Genomic DNA, 16,428 nt, shown 5'->3' on the forward strand with positions numbered 1-16,428 from the left:
GGCCGCGCCCGCGCCTATGCGCCGTCTGGAGAACGCTATGCCCCATTTTTACGCTGAATGTACCGACAACATCCGCCGCGAGGCGGATTTGCCCACCCTGTTCGCCAAGGTCAACGAGGCGCTGGCGGCGACCGGCATCTTTCCGCTGGCCGGCGTACGCAGCCGCGCCCTCTGGCTCGACACCTGGCAGATGGCCGACGGCAAGCAGGACTACGCCTTCGTGCACATGACGCTGAAGATCGGCCACGGCCGTAGTCTGGAAAGCCGGCAGCAGGTGGGCGAGATGCTGTTTGCGCTGATCAAGGAACACTTCGCCGCGCTGATGGCGCAGCGTTACCTGGCGCTCTCTTTCACTATGGAAGAGCTGGATCCGGTGCTGAATTACAAACAGAACAATGTCCACGCGCTGTTCAACAAGGCGTGAATAAGGGGTCGTAAATGCTGGATAAAGAGCAGGTTAACCGCGCCGTACAGCGCCTGCATCAGGCGGAAAAGAGTCGTGAACAGATCCGCGCGCTGTCGCTCGATCATCCCGAGATCACCATCGAGGACGCCTACGCCATTCAGCGGCAGTGGGTGGAGCTGAAGATCGCCGAGGGGCGCAAGCTCAAGGGCCACAAGATCGGCCTGACCTCGCGCGCCATGCAGGTGAGCTCGCAGATCACCGAGCCGGACTACGGCGCGCTGCTGGACGACATGTTCTTCAACGACGGCAGCGACATTCCGATCGATCGCTTTATCGTGCCGCGGGTGGAGGTGGAGCTGGCGTTCGTGCTGGCCAAGCCGCTGCGCGGGCCGAACTGCACGCTGTTCGACGTCTACAACGCCACCGACTACGTCATTCCGGCGCTGGAGATCATCGACGCGCGCAGCCACAACGTCGATCCCGAGACTCAGCGGCCGCGCAAGGTATTCGACACCATCTCCGACAACGCCGCCAACGCCGGGGTGGTAATGGGCGGGCGGCCGATCAAGCCGGATGCGCTGGACCTGCGCTGGATCGCCGCGCTGCTGTACCGCAACGGCGTGATTGAAGAGTCCGGCGTGGCGGCGGCGGTGCTCAACCACCCGGCCAACGGCGTGGCCTGGCTGGCCAACAAGCTGGCGCCGTATGAGGTGGAGCTGGAAGCGGGGCAGGTGATCCTCGGCGGCTCCTTCACCCGGCCGGTGCCGGCGCGGCGCGGCGACACCTTCCACGTCGACTACGGCCCGATGGGCTGCATCAGCTGCCGCTTTGTCTAATAAGCAGGCTCGGCGAACCGGGCCGCAATAAACCGGGCGGGGGGCCACGCGCCGCGCCCGCTTGTCAGGGAGAATGCGATGTTAACCAACCACTTCAAGCGTGCGCTGCAGGAAAAACGCCCGCAGATCGGGCTGTGGCTCGGGCTGTGCAGCAGCTACAGCGCCGAGCTGCTGGCCGGCGCCGGTTTCGACTGGCTGCTGATCGACGGCGAACATGCGCCCAACAACGTGCAGACGGTGCTGGGGCAGCTGCAGGCGGTCGCGCCTTACCCGAGCCGGCCGGTGGTGCGGCCGCCGTGGAACGACGCGGTGATCATCAAGCAACTGCTGGACGTCGGCGCGCAAACCTTGCTTATCCCGATGATTCAAAACGCCGAACAGGCGCGCGATGCGGTGCGCGCCACGCGCTATCCGCCGCACGGCGTACGCGGCGTCGGCAGCGCCCTGGCGCGCGCTTCGCGCTGGAACCGGGTGCCCGATTACCTGCAGCAGGCCGACGAGCAGATGTGCGTGCTGGTGCAGATTGAAACCCGCGAAGCGGTAAAAAACCTCGACGCCATTTTGCAGGTGGAAGGGGTGGACGGCGTGTTTATCGGCCCGGCGGATCTCAGCGCCGATATGGGCTTCGCCGGCAATCCGCAGCACCCGGAGGTGCAGCGCACCATCGACGACGCGATTGCCCGCATCCGCGCCGCCGGCAAGGCGCCCGGCATTTTGATGGCCAACAAGGCACTGGCGCAGCGCTATCTGGAAGCCGGCGCGCTGTTCGTCGCGGTGGGGGTGGACACCACCCTGCTGGCGCGGGCGGCGGAAGCCCTGGCTGACGAGTTCAAACAGGGCGGGGTGCAAGCGCCTTCATCGGGAGTTTACTGAACCATGAACCACGTCGATTCGCTGCCGCCGGCCAACCCGGCGCAGCAACATAAAGCGTTAACCGCCGCCGAGCAATCGGTGATTAAAAAGTTGTTTCGGCGCCTGATCATTTTCCTGTTCGTGTTGTTTGTTTTCTCTTTCCTCGACCGTATCAACATCGGCTTCGCCGGGCTGACGATGGGCAAAGATCTCGGCCTCAGCTCGACCATGTTCGGGCTGGCGGCGACGTTGTTCTATGTCACCTACGTGATCTTCGGCATTCCGAGCAACATGATGCTGAGCCGGGTCGGCGCGCGGCGCTGGATCGCCACCATCATGGTGCTGTGGGGCATCGCCTCCACCTGCACCATGTTCGCCACCGGGCCAACCAGCCTTTACGTGCTGCGCATGATCGTCGGCATCACCGAGGCCGGTTTCCTGCCGGGCATTCTGGTGTACCTCACCTACTGGTTCCCGGCGTTCTACCGCGCCCGCGCCAACGCTTTGTTCATGATCGCCATGCCGGTGACCATGGCGATCGGTTCGCTGGTCTCCGGCTATATCCTGGCGCTGGACGGGGTGATGAATCTGAAGGGCTGGCAGTGGCTGTTCCTGCTGGAAGGCATTCCGTCGGTGCTGCTGGGCGTGGTGGTGTGGTTTTACCTCGACGATACGCCGGCCAAGGCCAAGTGGCTGACCGACGAGGAAAAATCCAGCCTGCAGGCGATGATGGAGGCCGACAAGCTGCAGCTGGTGCAGCCCAACGGGCCGAGCAGCCACCGCGCGCTGCAGCAACGCAGCCTGTGGCGCGAGATTTTCACGCCGATCGTGCTGATGTACACGCTGGCCTATTTCTGCCTGACCAACACCCTGAGCGCGATCAACATCTGGACGCCGCAGATCCTGCAAAGCTTCAACCAGGGCAGCAGCAACGTGACGATCGGCATTCTGGCGGCGATCCCGCAGATCTGCACCATCGCCGGCATGGTGTGGTGGAGCAAACGATCCGACAGGCTGCAGGAGCGCAAGCATCACACCGCGCTGCCATACCTGTTCGCCGCCGCCGGCTGGCTGCTGGCGTCCGCCACCGATCACAGCCTGATCCAGCTGCTGGGGATCGTGATGGCCTCGGTCGGCTCCTTTACCGCCATGGCGATCTTCTGGACCACGCCGGATCAGTCGATCAGCCTGGAAGCGCGCGCGGTGGGGATCGCGGTGATCAACGCCACCGGCAATATCGGATCGGCGCTCAGCCCGCTGTTGATCGGCTGGTTCAAGGATCTGACCGGCAGCTTTAACTCCGGGCTGTATTTCGTCTCGGCGCTGCTGATCGTCGGCGCCGTGCTGGTGTGGCGCATCCCGATGAAGGATTCGCGCCCGAGGGCGACGCCTTGATGCGCAAGTGGGCATGATTGCAGGAGGTCATGAGGTGCGGAAAAGTACCGGCTTTATCGCCAACATCGATATTTGCAAAGAGTATGACGCGCGCTACGCCGCCGACGAGGTGCACTACGAAACTTTCGCCGGGCTGGCGGCATTCTTCGGCCGCGACATGCAGGTGCACTGGCACGACTGCTTCTTCCAGGTGCATTTCCTGGAAACCGGCAAGATAGAGCTGCAGCTCGACGATCAGCACTATTCGGTGCAGGCGCCGCTGTTCATCCTCACGCCGCCGTCGGTGCCGCATGCGTTCTTTACCGAACCGGACAGCGACGGCCACGTGCTGACGGTGCGCCAGGAGCTGATTTGGCCGCTGCTGGAGCGCCTGTATCCCGGCAGCAACCTGGCGCTGGACATGCCGGGCATCTGCCTGTCGCTGGCCGACGCGCCGCAGGAGCTGACGGCGCTCAGCCACTACTGGGCGCTGATCCGCCGCGAGTTCGGCCAGAACCTGGCCGGGCGCGAACAGACGCTGGCGCTGCTGGCGCAGGCGGTGTTCACGCTGCTGCTGCGCAACACCGCGCTGGAAGACAACGCCAACAGCGGCGTGCGCGGCGAACTGCAGCTGTTTCAGCGGTTCAACAAGATGGTGGACGAGCGTTTTCGCGAGCACCTGCCGGTGCCGGAGTATGCGCAGGCGCTGGGGGTGACCGAATCGCGGCTCAACGACCTGTGTCGGCGCTTCGCCAACCGGCCGCCCAAGCGGCTGATCTTCGATCGGCTGCTGCGCGAGGCCAAACGCATGCTGCTGTTCAGTGCCTGCACGGTGCATGAAACCGCCTACAGCCTCGGCTTCAAGGATCCGGCCTATTTCGCCCGTTTTTTCAATCGGCTGGAAGGCTGTTCCCCCTCGACCTACCGCGCGGCGCAACACACCCTTTCGTAACCGCGATCACAGTTTGCCGCGAAAGCGGCAAACTGACCTGAAAAGTACCGGCGATTGCCGCAAAAGTCTCTTCTCGAAACCGGCTTTGGCAGCTTCAATTAAGCAACCAAAAGAAAACATTATTTTAACAAATGGCCGGATCCACGGCCTGAAAAATGCCGATGACGAGGAAGACCCGATGAAACCAGAAGACTTTCGTGCCGACAGCAAACGCCCGTTCACCGGCGCCGAATACCTGAAAAGTTTGCAGGACAGCCGCGAAATCTATATTTACGGCGAGCGCGTGAAAGACGTCACCACCCACCCGGCGTTCCGCAACGCAGCGGCGTCTGTCGGCCAGCTGTATGACGCGCTGCACGATCCGGCCAGCCAGGATCGCCTGTGCTGGAATACCGACACCGGCAACGGCGGCTACACCCACAAGTTCTTCCGCTATGCCCGCAGCCCGGAAGAGATGCGCCAGCAGCGCGACGCCATCGCCGACTGGTCGCGCCAAAGCTACGGCTGGATGGGGCGTACGCCGGACTACAAGGCGGCCTTCGGCTGCGCGCTGGGCGCTTATCCGGAGTTCTACGGCCAGTTCGCCGACAACGCGCGCCACTGGTACAAACGCATTCAGGAAACCGGGCTCTATTTCAACCACGCCATCGTCAACCCGCCGATCGACCGCCACAAGCCGGTCAACGAGGTGAAGGACGTTTACATTCAGGTGGAGAAAGAGAGCGACGCCGGCATCGTGGTCAGCGGCGCCAAAGTGGTGGCCACCAACTCGGCGTTGACCCACTACAACTTCATCGGCTTCGGTTCGGCGCAGGTGATGGGCGATAACCCGGACTTCGCGCTGATGTTCGTGGCGCCGATGGACGCCGAAGGGGTGAAGCTGATTTCGCGCGCCTCCTACGAGCTGGTGGCCGGCGCCACCGGATCGCCGTTCGACTACCCGCTCACCAGCCGCTTCGACGAGAACGACGCGATCCTGATTATGGATCATGTGCTGATCCCGTGGGAAAACGTGCTGATCTACCGCGATTTCGACCGCTGCCGGCGCTGGAGCACCCAGGGCGGTTTCGCCCGGCTGTTCCCGCTGCAGGCCTGCGTGCGCCTGGCGGTGAAGATGGACTTCATCACCGCGCTGCTGCAAAAGAGCCTATCGTGCACCGGCGTGCTGGAGTTCCGCGGCGTGCAGGCCGATCTGGGCGAAGTGGTGGCCTGGCGCAACCTGTTCTGGTCGCTGAGCGACGCGATGTGCGCCGAAGCCACAAAATGGGAAAACGGCGCCTACCTGCCGGATTCCGCCGCGCTGCAAACCTACCGCGTGATGGCGCCGATGGCCTACACCAAGGTGAAACACATCATCGAGAAGAACGTCACCAGCGGCCTGATCTACCTGCCGTCCAGCGTGCGCGACATGAACAACCCGGAGATCGACAAGTACCTGGCGCGCTACGTGCGCGGATCGGACGGTATGGATCACGTCGAACGCATCAAGATCCTCAAGCTGATGTGGGATGCGATCGGCAGCGAATTCGGCGGCCGCCACGAGCTGTATGAGATCAACTACGCCGGCAGCCAGGATGAGATCCGCCTGCAGTGCCTGCGCCACGCGCAGGGATCCGGCAACATGGATCGCATGATGCAGATGGTCGACAAGTGCCTGGCCGATTACGATCAGCACGGCTGGAAGGTGCCGCACCTGCGGAACAATGACGATATTAATCAGTTGGATAATCTGCTGAAGTAATTCAGGAGGAGGTTGTATGTCTCAGGAAAATGAACAGCGCCTGCGCTTTCGCGACGCCATGGCCAGCCTGTCGGCGGCGGTGAATATCGTCACCACCGACGGCCCGGCGGGGCGCTGCGGCATCACCGCCACGGCGGTGTGCTCGGTAACCGATACGCCGCCTACGCTGCTGGTGTGCATCAACCGCAACAGCGCGATGAACCCGGTGTTTCAGGAAAACCGCAGGCTGTGCGTCAACGTGCTCAACCACGAACAGGAGCTGATGGCGCGCCACTTCGCCGGCATGACCGGCGTCAGCATGGAAGATCGTTTCCGGCTGGAAGAGTGGCAGCTCGGCGCGCTGGGGCAGCCGGTGCTGCGCAATACCCTGGCCAGCCTGGAAGGGGAGATCGAGCAGATCCAGAGCATCGGCACCCACCAGATGTACCTGGTGCAGATCAAGCAGATCGCGCTGAGCGAAGCCGGCAACGGGCTGATCTACTTCAAGCGCAATTTCCATTCGGTGATCCACCCGATGGCGGTGCCGGCCTGAGGCGTTGGGGCGCAGCCCGCTGCGCCCCGCGTTTCAACTCTTGTTAGCCGCCAGATCGCTCACCAGGCGGTTGACCGGATCGCTCATGTTGGTGAACTTGCTCAGCTCCGAGCGGGTCACCACCACGAACACCCCGACGTTTTTCGCCGGGATCATCGCCATGTAGGTAATGAACCCGCCGCCGCCGCCGGTCTTCTGAATGATGCCCGGTAGCCCGTCCTTCGGCGCCATATACACCCAGCCCAACCCCAGCGCATCCGCTTGCCCCGGCACGTCCATGCCCTTCAGCGACACCAGATCGTGGCGCTGGAAGTACATGGTTTGCTCGCTGGCGGCGGTGGCTTTGCGTGGGCCGCTGGCGCTGGAGGAGAGGAATTGTTGCATCCAGCGCTGCATGTCGCGCGGGGTGGAGTAGACGCCGCCGCTGCCGGCCGCGGCGGTGGTGTCGCGGCAGGCGCTCGGGCCGGCCGCCGCCACCATCAGGCGCGAGCACTGTTCGGGGCTCGGCGTCAGCGTGGTGTCGACCATGCCGAGCGGCGCGGTGATTTTCTCTTTCAGCAGCGCGTTGTAAGGCTTGCCTGCGGCGCGCGACAGCGCGTCGGCCAGCAGGTCATACGCCAGATTGGAGTAGGCGGCGCGTACGCCCGGCGGCACCGTGACGTTGGCATGCGCCAACCACTGCCAGCGCTGGGCCTTGGTCGGCCAGGTGAACACCGGCGTTTTCGGCGGCTTTTTGCCCGGCTGCTCGCGCGGCAGCGCGCTGGTGTGCGTCGCCAGGTTCAGCAGGGTAATCGGTTGGCCGGCGTTGTAAGCCGGCACATAGGCGCCTTTGGGGGCGTACTTGCGCAGCGGGTCGGTCAGTTTGACCTGGCCTGCCGCCGCCATTTTCACCATCACTTCGCTGGTCATCAGCTTGGTGATCGAAGCGATGCGGATCAGCGAATCCGGGCGCGGGCGCAGGTTGTTGCCGGGTTTGGTATCGCCAAAGCTGCGGTTAACCACCTGATTGCCGTCGATCACCACCAGCGCCATGCCGGTGGCGCCGCTGTTGTAGAAAATATGTTCGGCATACTGGTCGACGATTTGCGAAGCCAGCTGCGGGGGGGCGGCCAGCGCGGCCAGCGGCGCGGCGCACAGGCCCAGCGCCAGCAATAAAGCGGAGACAGAGTTCTTCAACGGTCGTTATCCATTTAACAATGCAGCGGGAAAGGGCGTTATTCGTCGCCCAGTGTAATGCGCTCAGGCCCCGGCTGCATGTAGAAAAAAGAGCGGTGACGATAAATTTTTTAACCGCCGGCGGCCTACTGCGCGCGGGCGAAAATGGCGATCACTTCATCGAGGTGCGCCTTCATCGCCTTGCGGGCGCCGCGCACGTCGCGCGCTTCGATCGCCGCCAGGATCGCCCGGTGTTCCAGCTCGGAACGGTGCGGCATGTCGTCCGGCGTATAGTGGCGCTGCAGCACGCGAAACATGCTGCCGTAACGGTGGCCGAGCAGGTGGCCGATAATGAACGCATAGGCCGGGTTGCCGCTGGCCTGGGCGATGCGGATGTGGAACAGCCGATCGCCGGGGTGAGTGGCGGAGCCGGCGCGGTTATCGCGGCAGTTCTGCTCGTAGGCGGCGCGGATGCCCGCCAGCTCTTCGTCGGTGGCGTGGCGCGCGGCCAGCGCGGCGGTCTCCGGTTCGATCAACAGGCGGGTTTGCAGCAGTGAAAATGGCGGCAGCTCGGCGTTGAAATCCAGTTCGATATTCAGTTCGTCGTCGATCTCCGCCCATTGGTTGCGGCCGGCCTGCGCCATCACCGGCTCCTGCGACGGCGCCAGCGGCGTTTGCGAGCGCACGATCACCCCGTTGCCGACCTTGACGTCCACCAGGCCGATCACTTCCAGCGCGATCAGCGCTTCGCGCACCGACGCGCGGCTGACCTGCAACTGCTGGGCGAGATCGCGCTCCGAGGGCAGGCGGCTGCCCGGCGGAAATTCGTTATTTTCGATCAGACGTTTGAGCTGGTCTGCTATCTGTCTGTAAATTCTTGGGTTTTCCAGTCGGGTAATCGGCATTTTTGACCTTTGACGATTCGGCGTTCAGTGATTTGGCGCACAATTATGCGACAAGGCGCTTGAGTAATCGTTATTCAAGTGTAAAAAAATGGTTAATTGAAATGCGGTTTCAAGGCTGTTTTATTAACTTCTTCCCCCAACGATAACGCGTAAAGCGTCTTTTGTCATGTTAGAGGCCTGACCTTTAACCGCCTTTAGTGGCCTGACCATTAGACCTTTAGGCCGAGGAGTCAAGATGGATTTAACCGGGAAACGCGTACTGATCACCGCCGCCGGGCAAGGGATCGGTTTTACCACCGCCAGGCTGTTCGCCGCCGCCGGTGCCGAGGTGATCGCCAGCGACATCAACCTCGAGCGCCTGCAGGGCTGCGCCGGGATCCGCGCGCTGACGCTGAACGTCACCGATCCGGCCGCCATCGCGGCGGCGGCGGAAGCGATCGGCCCGATCGACGTGCTGTTCAACTGCGCCGGCGTGGTGCACAGCGGATCGATCCTCGATTGCAGCGAAGATCAGTGGGCGTTCGCGCTCGATCTCAACGTTACCGCGATGTTCCGCATGATCCGCGCCTTCCTGCCGGGCATGTTGGCGCGCGGCAAAGGCTCGATCATCAACATGTCCTCGGTGGCTTCGAGCGTGAAAGGGGTGCCGAACCGCTTCGCTTACAGCGCCAGCAAGGCGGCGGTGATCGGCCTGACGCGCTCGGTGGCGGCGGACTACGTCACGCAGGGCATCCGCTGCAACGCCATCTGCCCCGGCACGGTGGAGTCGCCGTCGCTGCGCCAGCGCATTGCCGAGCAGGCGCGCGAGCAGGGGCGCAGCGAGCAAGAGGTGTATCAGGCGTTCGTCGCCCGTCAGCCGATCGGGCGCATCGGCACCACCGAGGAAATCGCCCAACTGGCGCTGTATCTGGCCTCCGACGCCAGTTCGTACACCACCGGCACGGTGCAGATCATCGACGGCGGCTGGAGCAACTGAGCCGCCATTTTTGAGAGAGGAACGCATGAAACTTTTACGTTACGGGCAACCCGGGCAAGAGCGCCCCGGCATGTTGGATGTGCAGGGCCGCCTGCGCGATCTGTCGCAGCATATCGCCGACGTGGGGGGCGCCGCGTTATTGCCGGCGTCGCTCGCCAAACTGCGCGCTCTGGACAGCGCCGCGCTGCCGCTGGTCGAAGGGCAGCCGCGCCTCGGCGCCTGCGTCGGCGGCATCGGCAAGTTTATCTGCATCGGCCTGAACTATGCCGATCACGCGGCGGAAACCGGCGCGGCCATTCCTGAGGAACCGGTGGTATTCAACAAATGGACCAGCGCGGTGGTCGGCCCCTATGACCAGGTGGAGATCCCGCGCGGCTCGCAGAAAACCGACTGGGAAGTGGAGCTGGGCGTGGTGATCGGCCAGGGCGGGCGCTACATCAGCGAAGCGGACGCCATGCGCCACGTCGCCGGCTACTGCGTGATCAACGACGTTTCAGAACGCGAATATCAAATTGAACGCGGCGGCACCTGGGACAAGGGCAAAGGCTGCGACACCTTCGGGCCGATCGGCCCCTGGCTGGTCACCGCCGACGAGATCGCCGATCCGCACAGCCTGAACCTGTGGCTGGAGGTGGACGGCAAGCGCTATCAGGACGGCAACACCAGCACCATGATCTTCCGCATTCCGCAGATCGTCAGCTACCTCAGCCGCTTTATGAGCCTGCAGCCGGGCGACGTGATCTCCACCGGCACGCCGCCGGGCGTCGGCATGGGGCAGAAACCGCAGCCCATCTACCTGCGGGCGGGCCAGACGATGCGTCTGGGCATCGAAGGGCTGGGCGAACAGCGCCAGCAAACCGTACAGGCCTAACCGGGAGCGCCGCCATGACCACCATTACCGCACTGCGGGTTGAAGACATTCGTTTCCCCACGTCGCTGGGGCTGGACGGATCCGACGCCATGAATCCGGATCCCGACTATTCCGCCGCCTACGTGATCCTGGAGACCGATCGCGCGGATCTCAGCGGCCACGGGCTGACGTTCACCATCGGCCGCGGCAACGAGATCTGCTGCGCGGCTATCCGCGCGCTGGAACATCAGATCGTCGGCGAGCGGCTGGAGGATATCGCCGCCGACATGGGCGCCTTCTGGCGGCGCTTCACCAGCGACAGCCAGCTGCGCTGGATCGGGCCGGACAAGGGCGCCATTCACCTGGCGACCGGTGCGGTGGTCAACGCGGTGTGGGATCTGTGGGCCAAATCGGTCGGCAAGCCGGTGTGGCGGCTGGTGGCGGAGATGACGCCGGAGGAGCTGGTGCGCTGCATCGACTTCCGTTACATCACCGACTGCATCACGCCGCAGGAAGCGCTGGCGCTGCTGAAACAGCGTGCCGAGGGCAAAGAAGAGCGCCTGGCGCGGCTGCTGCAGGAGGGGTATCCCTGCTACACCACCTCCGCCGGCTGGCTGGGTTATCCGGACGACAAGCTGCGTCGCCTGTGCCAGGAAGCGGTCGACGCCGGTTTCTCCTACCTGAAGCTGAAGGTCGGGCGCGATCTGGAAGATGACATCCGCCGGGTGCGCATCGCCCGCGAGGTGATCGGCCCGGATCGCCGGCTGATGATCGACGCCAACCAGGTGTGGGAGGTGGACGAAGCCATTCCGTGGGTGAAGCATCTGGCGTTCGCCAAACCCTGGTTTATCGAAGAGCCGACCAGCCCGGACGACGTGGAAGGGCACCGCCGCATCCGCGAAGGGGTGGCGCCGGTCAAGGTGGCCACCGGCGAGATGTGCCAGAACCGCATCATGTTCAAGCAGTTCATCATGCGCGGCGCGGTAGACGTGGTGCAGATCGATGCCTGCCGTCTCGGCGGCGTCAACGAAGTGCTGGCGGTGATGCTGATGGCAGCCAAATACCAGCTGCCGGTCTGCCCGCACGCCGGCGGCGTCGGGCTGTGCGAGTACGTGCAGCACCTGTCGATGATCGACTACCTGTGCATTGCCGGCAGCCACGAAGGCCGGGTGATCGAGTACGTCGATCATCTGCATGAACACTTTGTCGATCCCTGCGTGATCAACGGCGCGGCCTACATGCCGCCGAGCCGCCCCGGCTATTCGATCGAGATGCATCTCTCGTCGATCGAGCAGTATCGGTTCCGCGGGTGAGGCGGGAGGAACGCATGCCGCGCATCGACGCTCATCAGCACTTCTGGCGCTATCAGCCACGGCACTACCCGTGGATCGACGAGCGGATGAGCGTGCTGCGGCAGGATTTCGATCCGCCCCGGCTGCGGCCGCTGTTGCAGGAACAGGGGTTCGACGGCGCGCTGGCGGTGCAGGCGCGCCCCAGCGAGGACGAGACGCTGGCCCTGCTGGCGCTGGCTGAGCAGAGCGAGGGCGTATGCGGCGTGGTGGGCTGGCTGGATATCGCTTCGCCACAGCTGGCGCAGCGTCTGGAGGCCTTGCGGCCTTATAGCGCGTTGCGCGGGGTGCGCCATCAGGTGCAGGACGAAGCGGATCCGGCGGCCTGGCTGGCGCGGCCGGAAGTGGGGCACGGCATGCAAACGCTGCAGCGCGCCGGGTATGTGTACGAGATCCTGGTGACGCACCGGCATCTGGCGGCCGCGGCGGCGTTCGCCGCCCGCCACGATGAGCACTGGTTGGTGTTGGATCATCTCGGCAAGCCGGATATCGCGCGCGGCGCGCGGCACTGGGCGCAGCAAATCCGGCCGCTGGCGGCGCTGCCGCACGTGGCCTGCAAGCTGTCGGGGCTGATCACCGAGGCGCCGGGTGGCCGGTGGCGGGCGGAAGAACTGCTGCCGTTCTTCGACGCCGCGCTGGAGGCGTTCGGCCCGCAGCGGCTGATGTTCGGCTCCGACTGGCCGGTGTGCCTGCTGGCCGGCGATTACCGCCAGGTGGTGCAACTGTGCGAACGGGCGCTGTCGACGCTGGGGGCCGCCGAGCAGGCGGCGATTTGGGGCGACACCGCCTGGCGAATTTACGGTTTAACGGAGTCTGGTTATGGATCTGTATCTGCAAGATAAGGTGGTGCTGGTCACCGGCGGCGGTGCCGGCATCGGCGCGGCGATTGCACATGTGCTGGCCGAGGAAGGGGCGATCCCGGTGCTGGTCACCAACGCCGCGCCGGAGGCGGCGCTGCTGGCCGATTTGCAGCGGCTGCAGCCGCGTACCGAGGTGATCCTCACCGAACTGTGCGACGAGGCGGCCTGCCGCCGCGCGGTCAGCCAGACGCTGGCGGCCTTCGGCCGCATCGACGGGCTGGTGAATAACGCCGGGGTCAACGACGGTGTCGGGCTGGAGGCGGGGCGCGAAGCCTTCGTCGGCTCGTTGGAAAAGAACCTGGTGCACTACTACCTGATGGCGCACCTGAGCCAGGCGGCGCTGCAGGAGAGCCGGGGCGCCATCGTCAATATCGCCTCCAAGACCGCGCTCAGCGGCCAGGGCGGCACCAGCGGCTACACCGCCGCCAAGGGCGCGGTGCTGGCGCTGACGCGCGAATGGGCGGTGTCGCTGCGCCATGACGGCGTGCGGGTGAACGCGGTGGTGCCGGCGGAGGTGATCACCCCGCAGTACCAGCGCTGGCTCAACACCTTCGCCGAGCCGCAGCGGCAGATGGCGAAAATCACCGCGCGCATTCCGCTCGGGCAGCGCATGACCACGCCGCAGGAGATCGCCGATACCGTGGCGTTTCTGCTGTCGTCGCGGTCATCTCATACCACCGGGCAGTGGCTGTCGGTGGACGGCGGCTACCTGCATCTCGATCGGGCGCTGACGTGAGCGGCGCGGCGGCAGGGCGGCGCCGTTTCTGCCAGGCGCTCGATCTGATTGACTCACCGGCGCTGATTGCGGAGTACCTGCAGCATCATCAGCGCATCTGGCCGGGCATCGCCGCGCATTTGCGCGAGCACGGCATTCTGGACATGGAGATTTACCGGTTGGGCACCCGGCTGTTCATGATCGTGGAGGTCAGCGCCGATTTCGACGCTGCGCGCTTTGACGCCGCCAGCCTGAACAACCCCGAAGTACAGCGATGGGAAGCGCTGATGTGGCACTACCAGGCCGCCACCCCCTGGACGCCGCAGGGCGAAAAATGGGTGGAAATGGCGCGGATATTTTCTCTGCAACAGCAATAACGCCAACATCATCATCGCCAGACGATACGAGGGTATCACCATGCTTGCTGAAAAAAGCGCGGCCTCCGCGCAGCCGGGCGTCTCCGTGACCGCCAATCTGCGCTGGGCCTTTATCCTGGTCACCAGCCTGTTCTTCATGTGGGGGCTGTCCTATGGCCTGCTGGACGTATTAAACAAACATTTTCAGGAGACGTTGCACGTCACCAAGGCGCAATCAGGGCTGCTGCAGGCGGCCTATTTCGGCGCCTATTTCCTGGTGGCGCTGCCTGCCGGGTACTTTATGGACCGCAAGGGCTATAAGGCGGGCATTCTGGTCGGGCTGTGCCTGTATGCGCTGGGAGCGCTGCTGTTCGTGCCGGCGGCGTCGGCCAACAGCTTCGGCGTGTTCCTGTTTGCGCTGTTCGTTATCGCCAGCGGTTTGGGCTGCCTGGAAACGGCCGCCAACCCGTACGCCACGGTGCTGGGCGACGCGCAGGGCGCCGAACGGCGGCTCAACCTGGCCCAGTCGTTCAACGGCCTCGGGCAGTTTATCGGCCCGCTGATCGGCGGCACGCTATTCTTCTCCGCCAGCCAGTCCGCCGGCGGCGGCGATCAGAGCGCGGTGAAGATGACCTATGTGGCGATCGCCGTGCTGGTGCTGCTGATCGCGCTGTTGTTCAGCCGCACCCGGCTGCCGGCGATCCGCGAAGAGGAAAAACCGGTGCACGGCGTGATAGCGCAGGGATTATGGCAGCATCCGCATTTCGTCGGCGGGGTGATCACGCAGTTCTTCTACGTGGCGGCGCAGGTGGGCGTGGGGGCGTTCTTCATCAACTACGCCACCGAACACTGGCGCGATGTGTCTAACCAAAGCGCCTCTTACCTGCTGTCGATCGCCATGATCTGCTTTATGGTCGGGCGCTTCTTCAGCACCTGGCTGATGGGGCGAGTCAAACCGGCGACGCTGCTGGCGGCCTATGCGCTGATCAACATCGCGCTGTGCGGCGTGGTGATGCTGAGCGTCGACGGGGTGTCGGTGGTGGCGCTGATCGCGGTGTTCTTCTTTATGTCGATCATGTTCCCAACCATTTTCGCCCTGGGGGTGAAAAACCTGGGTAAACACACCAAGCGCGCCAGCTCCTTTATGATCATGGCGATCGTCGGCGGCGCCATCATGCCGTACTTTATGGGGGCGCTGGCCGACCGTTACAGCACCGCGCTCTCTTATCTGTTGCCGCTGCTGTGCTTCGCGGTGGTGCTGATTTACGGCCTGCGGCAGCGCCGCGCCTGATTCACCCCGGCGGCGAATCGGCCTTCGCCGCCGTTGTCAGCGCCTGTGGGCGCGTTCGCATCAGGATCGCCAGCGCCAGCAGCAGCACGATGCCGGATAGCACGCCGTTTATCGTCAAGCCTCCGGCGTCCACCACCAGCCCGCCCGCCAGCGAGCCGCAGGAAATCGCCATATTAAACAGCGCGATATACAGCGAAGAGGCGACCTCGACCGCGTCGGGTGCCGCCTTGAGCATCCACGCCATCAGCGAAACGGAAACGCCGCCGTAGGCGATGCCCCACAGCAGGAGGAAGGCACCGCCGCTCAGCGGCGCGCGGCCCAGCAGCGGCAGCAGCAGGACGGCGAGCGCCAGCCCGAAGGCGATCAGCGCCAGGGTGCGGCGCAGCCGTTTGGCGGCGGCCTGGCCGGCGATGAAATTCCCGACGATACCGGCGACGCCGTAGGCGAACAGCAGCGCCCCCACCCAGCGGCTCTCGATGCCGGCGACCGTCTGCAGCAGCGGGCGGACAAAGGTGTAGGCCATAAAGTGGCCGGCGACCAGCAGAAACGTCAGCAGCAGCCCGAAGAGCAACCGGCGATTCGCGCGCTGCGCGGTGAACGACCGCCAGCTCACCGCCTGCGTGACCGGCAGCGGCGGCAGCACGCACAGCAGCAGGAGCAGGGTCAGCGCCGCCAGGACGGCGACGGCCAGAAACGCCATGCGCCAGCCCAGCGCTTCGCCGAGGAACACCCCGAGCGGCACGCCGAGCACCGAGGCCGCCGCTACGCCGCCGAAGATGACGGACAGCGCCAATCCGACGGAGGACGGCGGCACCAGACGTTCCGCCAATCCGCCGGCGATGGCCCAGATACCGCCGATGCAAAAGCCCAGCAGGATGCGCGCAGCGAACAGCAGCGCCATGGAGGTAGCGGCGGCGGCCAGCAGGTTGGCGGCGATCAGCAGCAGCAGAAAGACGATCAGCAGGCTGCGGCGATCCGTGCGCCGGGCGCCCAGCACCACCAGCGGGGCGAACAGCGCGGCGAACAGGGCAGGCAGGGAAATCAGCAGCCCGGCGCGGCCTATCGATGCGTTCAAGGTGCTGACTATCGGGGTCAGCAGCCCGACGGGCAGCATTTCTGCCGTGACGACGGTAAAGGTGGATAGGCCGATGGCGAAGGTTGCCAGCCAGGGTTTTGCGCCGCCGCCGGCGTGTAAGGCACTCATAATGACTCTCCCAACAGATGAAGAGCCTCAGTGTATCCGCGCCAAAATGGCTGATAAACTGGCCTGAATGCGCA

17 protein-coding genes are annotated in these 16,428 nt (G+C 64.4%); 14 read left to right on the top strand and 3 right to left on the bottom strand.

Going from position 1 to position 16,428, the window contains the following annotated elements; genetic code table 11:
* The first annotated feature begins 37 nt into the window (after window positions 1–37).
* The 7 genes from ACF8MC_RS18490 to hpaC all read left to right on the top strand — a co-directional run bounded on the left by ACF8MC_RS18490 (window position 38) and on the right by hpaC (window position 6,693).
* On the top strand, window positions 38–424 hold the full coding sequence (locus ACF8MC_RS18490) for a 5-carboxymethyl-2-hydroxymuconate Delta-isomerase (RefSeq protein ID WP_086580959.1): 387 nt from the start codon (window positions 38–40) through the stop codon (window positions 422–424).
* A gap of 14 nt (window positions 425–438) precedes the next feature.
* Window positions 439–1,242: a 2-oxo-hept-4-ene-1,7-dioate hydratase gene (gene hpaH / locus ACF8MC_RS18495; RefSeq protein ID WP_039567496.1), complete on the top strand. Its 804-nt coding sequence runs from the start codon at window positions 439–441 to the stop codon at window positions 1,240–1,242.
* 78 nt (window positions 1,243–1,320) lie between these two features.
* The gene (hpaI, locus tag ACF8MC_RS18500; RefSeq protein ID WP_033636985.1) at window positions 1,321–2,115 is read left to right on the top strand and encodes a 4-hydroxy-2-oxoheptanedioate aldolase; all 795 of its coding nucleotides are present in this window, start codon (window positions 1,321–1,323) and stop codon (window positions 2,113–2,115) included.
* A gap of 3 nt (window positions 2,116–2,118) precedes the next feature.
* Complete coding sequence (gene hpaX, locus ACF8MC_RS18505) at window positions 2,119–3,489, top strand: 4-hydroxyphenylacetate permease (RefSeq protein WP_033636986.1); 1,371 nt, start codon at window positions 2,119–2,121, stop codon at window positions 3,487–3,489.
* A 34-nt stretch (window positions 3,490–3,523) separates the two neighbouring features.
* The gene (gene hpaA, locus ACF8MC_RS18510) at window positions 3,524–4,420 is read left to right on the top strand and encodes a 4-hydroxyphenylacetate catabolism regulatory protein HpaA (RefSeq protein WP_164105682.1); all 897 of its coding nucleotides are present in this window, start codon (window positions 3,524–3,526) and stop codon (window positions 4,418–4,420) included.
* 178 nt (window positions 4,421–4,598) lie between these two features.
* Window positions 4,599–6,161 (top strand): 4-hydroxyphenylacetate 3-monooxygenase, oxygenase component, encoded by a 1,563-nt coding sequence (gene hpaB / locus ACF8MC_RS18515; protein WP_164105683.1) that lies wholly within the window; start codon window positions 4,599–4,601, stop codon window positions 6,159–6,161.
* Window positions 6,162–6,177: 16 nt separating this feature from the next.
* Window positions 6,178–6,693 carry a 4-hydroxyphenylacetate 3-monooxygenase, reductase component gene (gene hpaC, locus ACF8MC_RS18520; RefSeq protein ID WP_033636989.1) on the top strand — a complete coding sequence of 172 codons (516 nt, stop codon included), beginning with the start codon at window positions 6,178–6,180 and terminating at the stop codon, window positions 6,691–6,693.
* Between the two features lie 33 nt (window positions 6,694–6,726).
* Here the strand turns inward: hpaC and ampH are convergent, their stop codons facing one another.
* The gene (gene ampH, locus ACF8MC_RS18525; RefSeq protein WP_047569437.1) at window positions 6,727–7,869 is read right to left on the bottom strand and encodes a D-alanyl-D-alanine-carboxypeptidase/endopeptidase AmpH; all 1,143 of its coding nucleotides are present in this window, start codon (window positions 7,867–7,869) and stop codon (window positions 6,727–6,729) included.
* Window positions 7,870–7,994: 125 nt separating this feature from the next.
* Complete coding sequence (locus ACF8MC_RS18530) at window positions 7,995–8,753, bottom strand: FadR/GntR family transcriptional regulator (RefSeq protein ID WP_033636991.1); 759 nt, start codon at window positions 8,751–8,753, stop codon at window positions 7,995–7,997.
* 235 nt (window positions 8,754–8,988) lie between these two features.
* Between ACF8MC_RS18530 and ACF8MC_RS18535 the strand changes: the two genes are divergently transcribed.
* From ACF8MC_RS18535 to fucP, 7 genes are read left to right on the top strand one after another with little or no spacing between them, the layout of a single operon-like run.
* On the top strand, window positions 8,989–9,729 hold the full coding sequence (locus tag ACF8MC_RS18535) for an SDR family oxidoreductase (RefSeq protein WP_016929185.1): 741 nt from the start codon (window positions 8,989–8,991) through the stop codon (window positions 9,727–9,729).
* Between the two features lie 25 nt (window positions 9,730–9,754).
* A complete protein-coding gene (locus ACF8MC_RS18540; RefSeq protein WP_164105685.1) occupies window positions 9,755–10,600 on the top strand; it encodes a fumarylacetoacetate hydrolase family protein in 846 nt (281 codons plus the stop codon).
* A gap of 14 nt (window positions 10,601–10,614) precedes the next feature.
* Window positions 10,615–11,892, top strand: a complete 1,278-nt coding sequence (locus ACF8MC_RS18545) for an L-fuconate dehydratase (RefSeq protein WP_049212466.1) — start codon at window positions 10,615–10,617, stop codon at window positions 11,890–11,892.
* A gap of 14 nt (window positions 11,893–11,906) precedes the next feature.
* On the top strand, window positions 11,907–12,770 hold the full coding sequence (locus ACF8MC_RS18550) for an amidohydrolase (protein WP_164105687.1): 864 nt from the start codon (window positions 11,907–11,909) through the stop codon (window positions 12,768–12,770).
* On the top strand, window positions 12,748–13,524 hold the full coding sequence (locus tag ACF8MC_RS18555; protein ID WP_049212461.1) for an SDR family oxidoreductase: 777 nt from the start codon (window positions 12,748–12,750) through the stop codon (window positions 13,522–13,524). The genes ACF8MC_RS18550 and ACF8MC_RS18555 overlap by 23 nt, the downstream gene beginning before the upstream one ends.
* Complete coding sequence (locus ACF8MC_RS18560; RefSeq protein WP_033652860.1) at window positions 13,521–13,880, top strand: L-rhamnose mutarotase; 360 nt, start codon at window positions 13,521–13,523, stop codon at window positions 13,878–13,880. The genes ACF8MC_RS18555 and ACF8MC_RS18560 overlap by 4 nt, the downstream gene beginning before the upstream one ends.
* A 40-nt stretch (window positions 13,881–13,920) precedes the next feature.
* The gene (gene fucP / locus ACF8MC_RS18565) at window positions 13,921–15,150 is read left to right on the top strand and encodes an L-fucose:H+ symporter permease (RefSeq protein WP_164105689.1); all 1,230 of its coding nucleotides are present in this window, start codon (window positions 13,921–13,923) and stop codon (window positions 15,148–15,150) included.
* Between the two features lies 1 nt (window position 15,151).
* Here the strand turns inward: fucP and ACF8MC_RS18570 are convergent, their stop codons facing one another.
* On the bottom strand, window positions 15,152–16,354 hold the full coding sequence (locus ACF8MC_RS18570) for an MFS transporter (protein WP_353038510.1): 1,203 nt from the start codon (window positions 16,352–16,354) through the stop codon (window positions 15,152–15,154).
* Window positions 16,355–16,428 lie beyond the last annotated feature (74 nt).

Origin of the sequence: Serratia sp. LACPHL-BACT-2024-00286 (genome assembly GCF_043109535.1) — a bacterium.
GTDB lineage: Bacteria > Pseudomonadota > Gammaproteobacteria > Enterobacterales > Enterobacteriaceae > Serratia > Serratia sarumanii.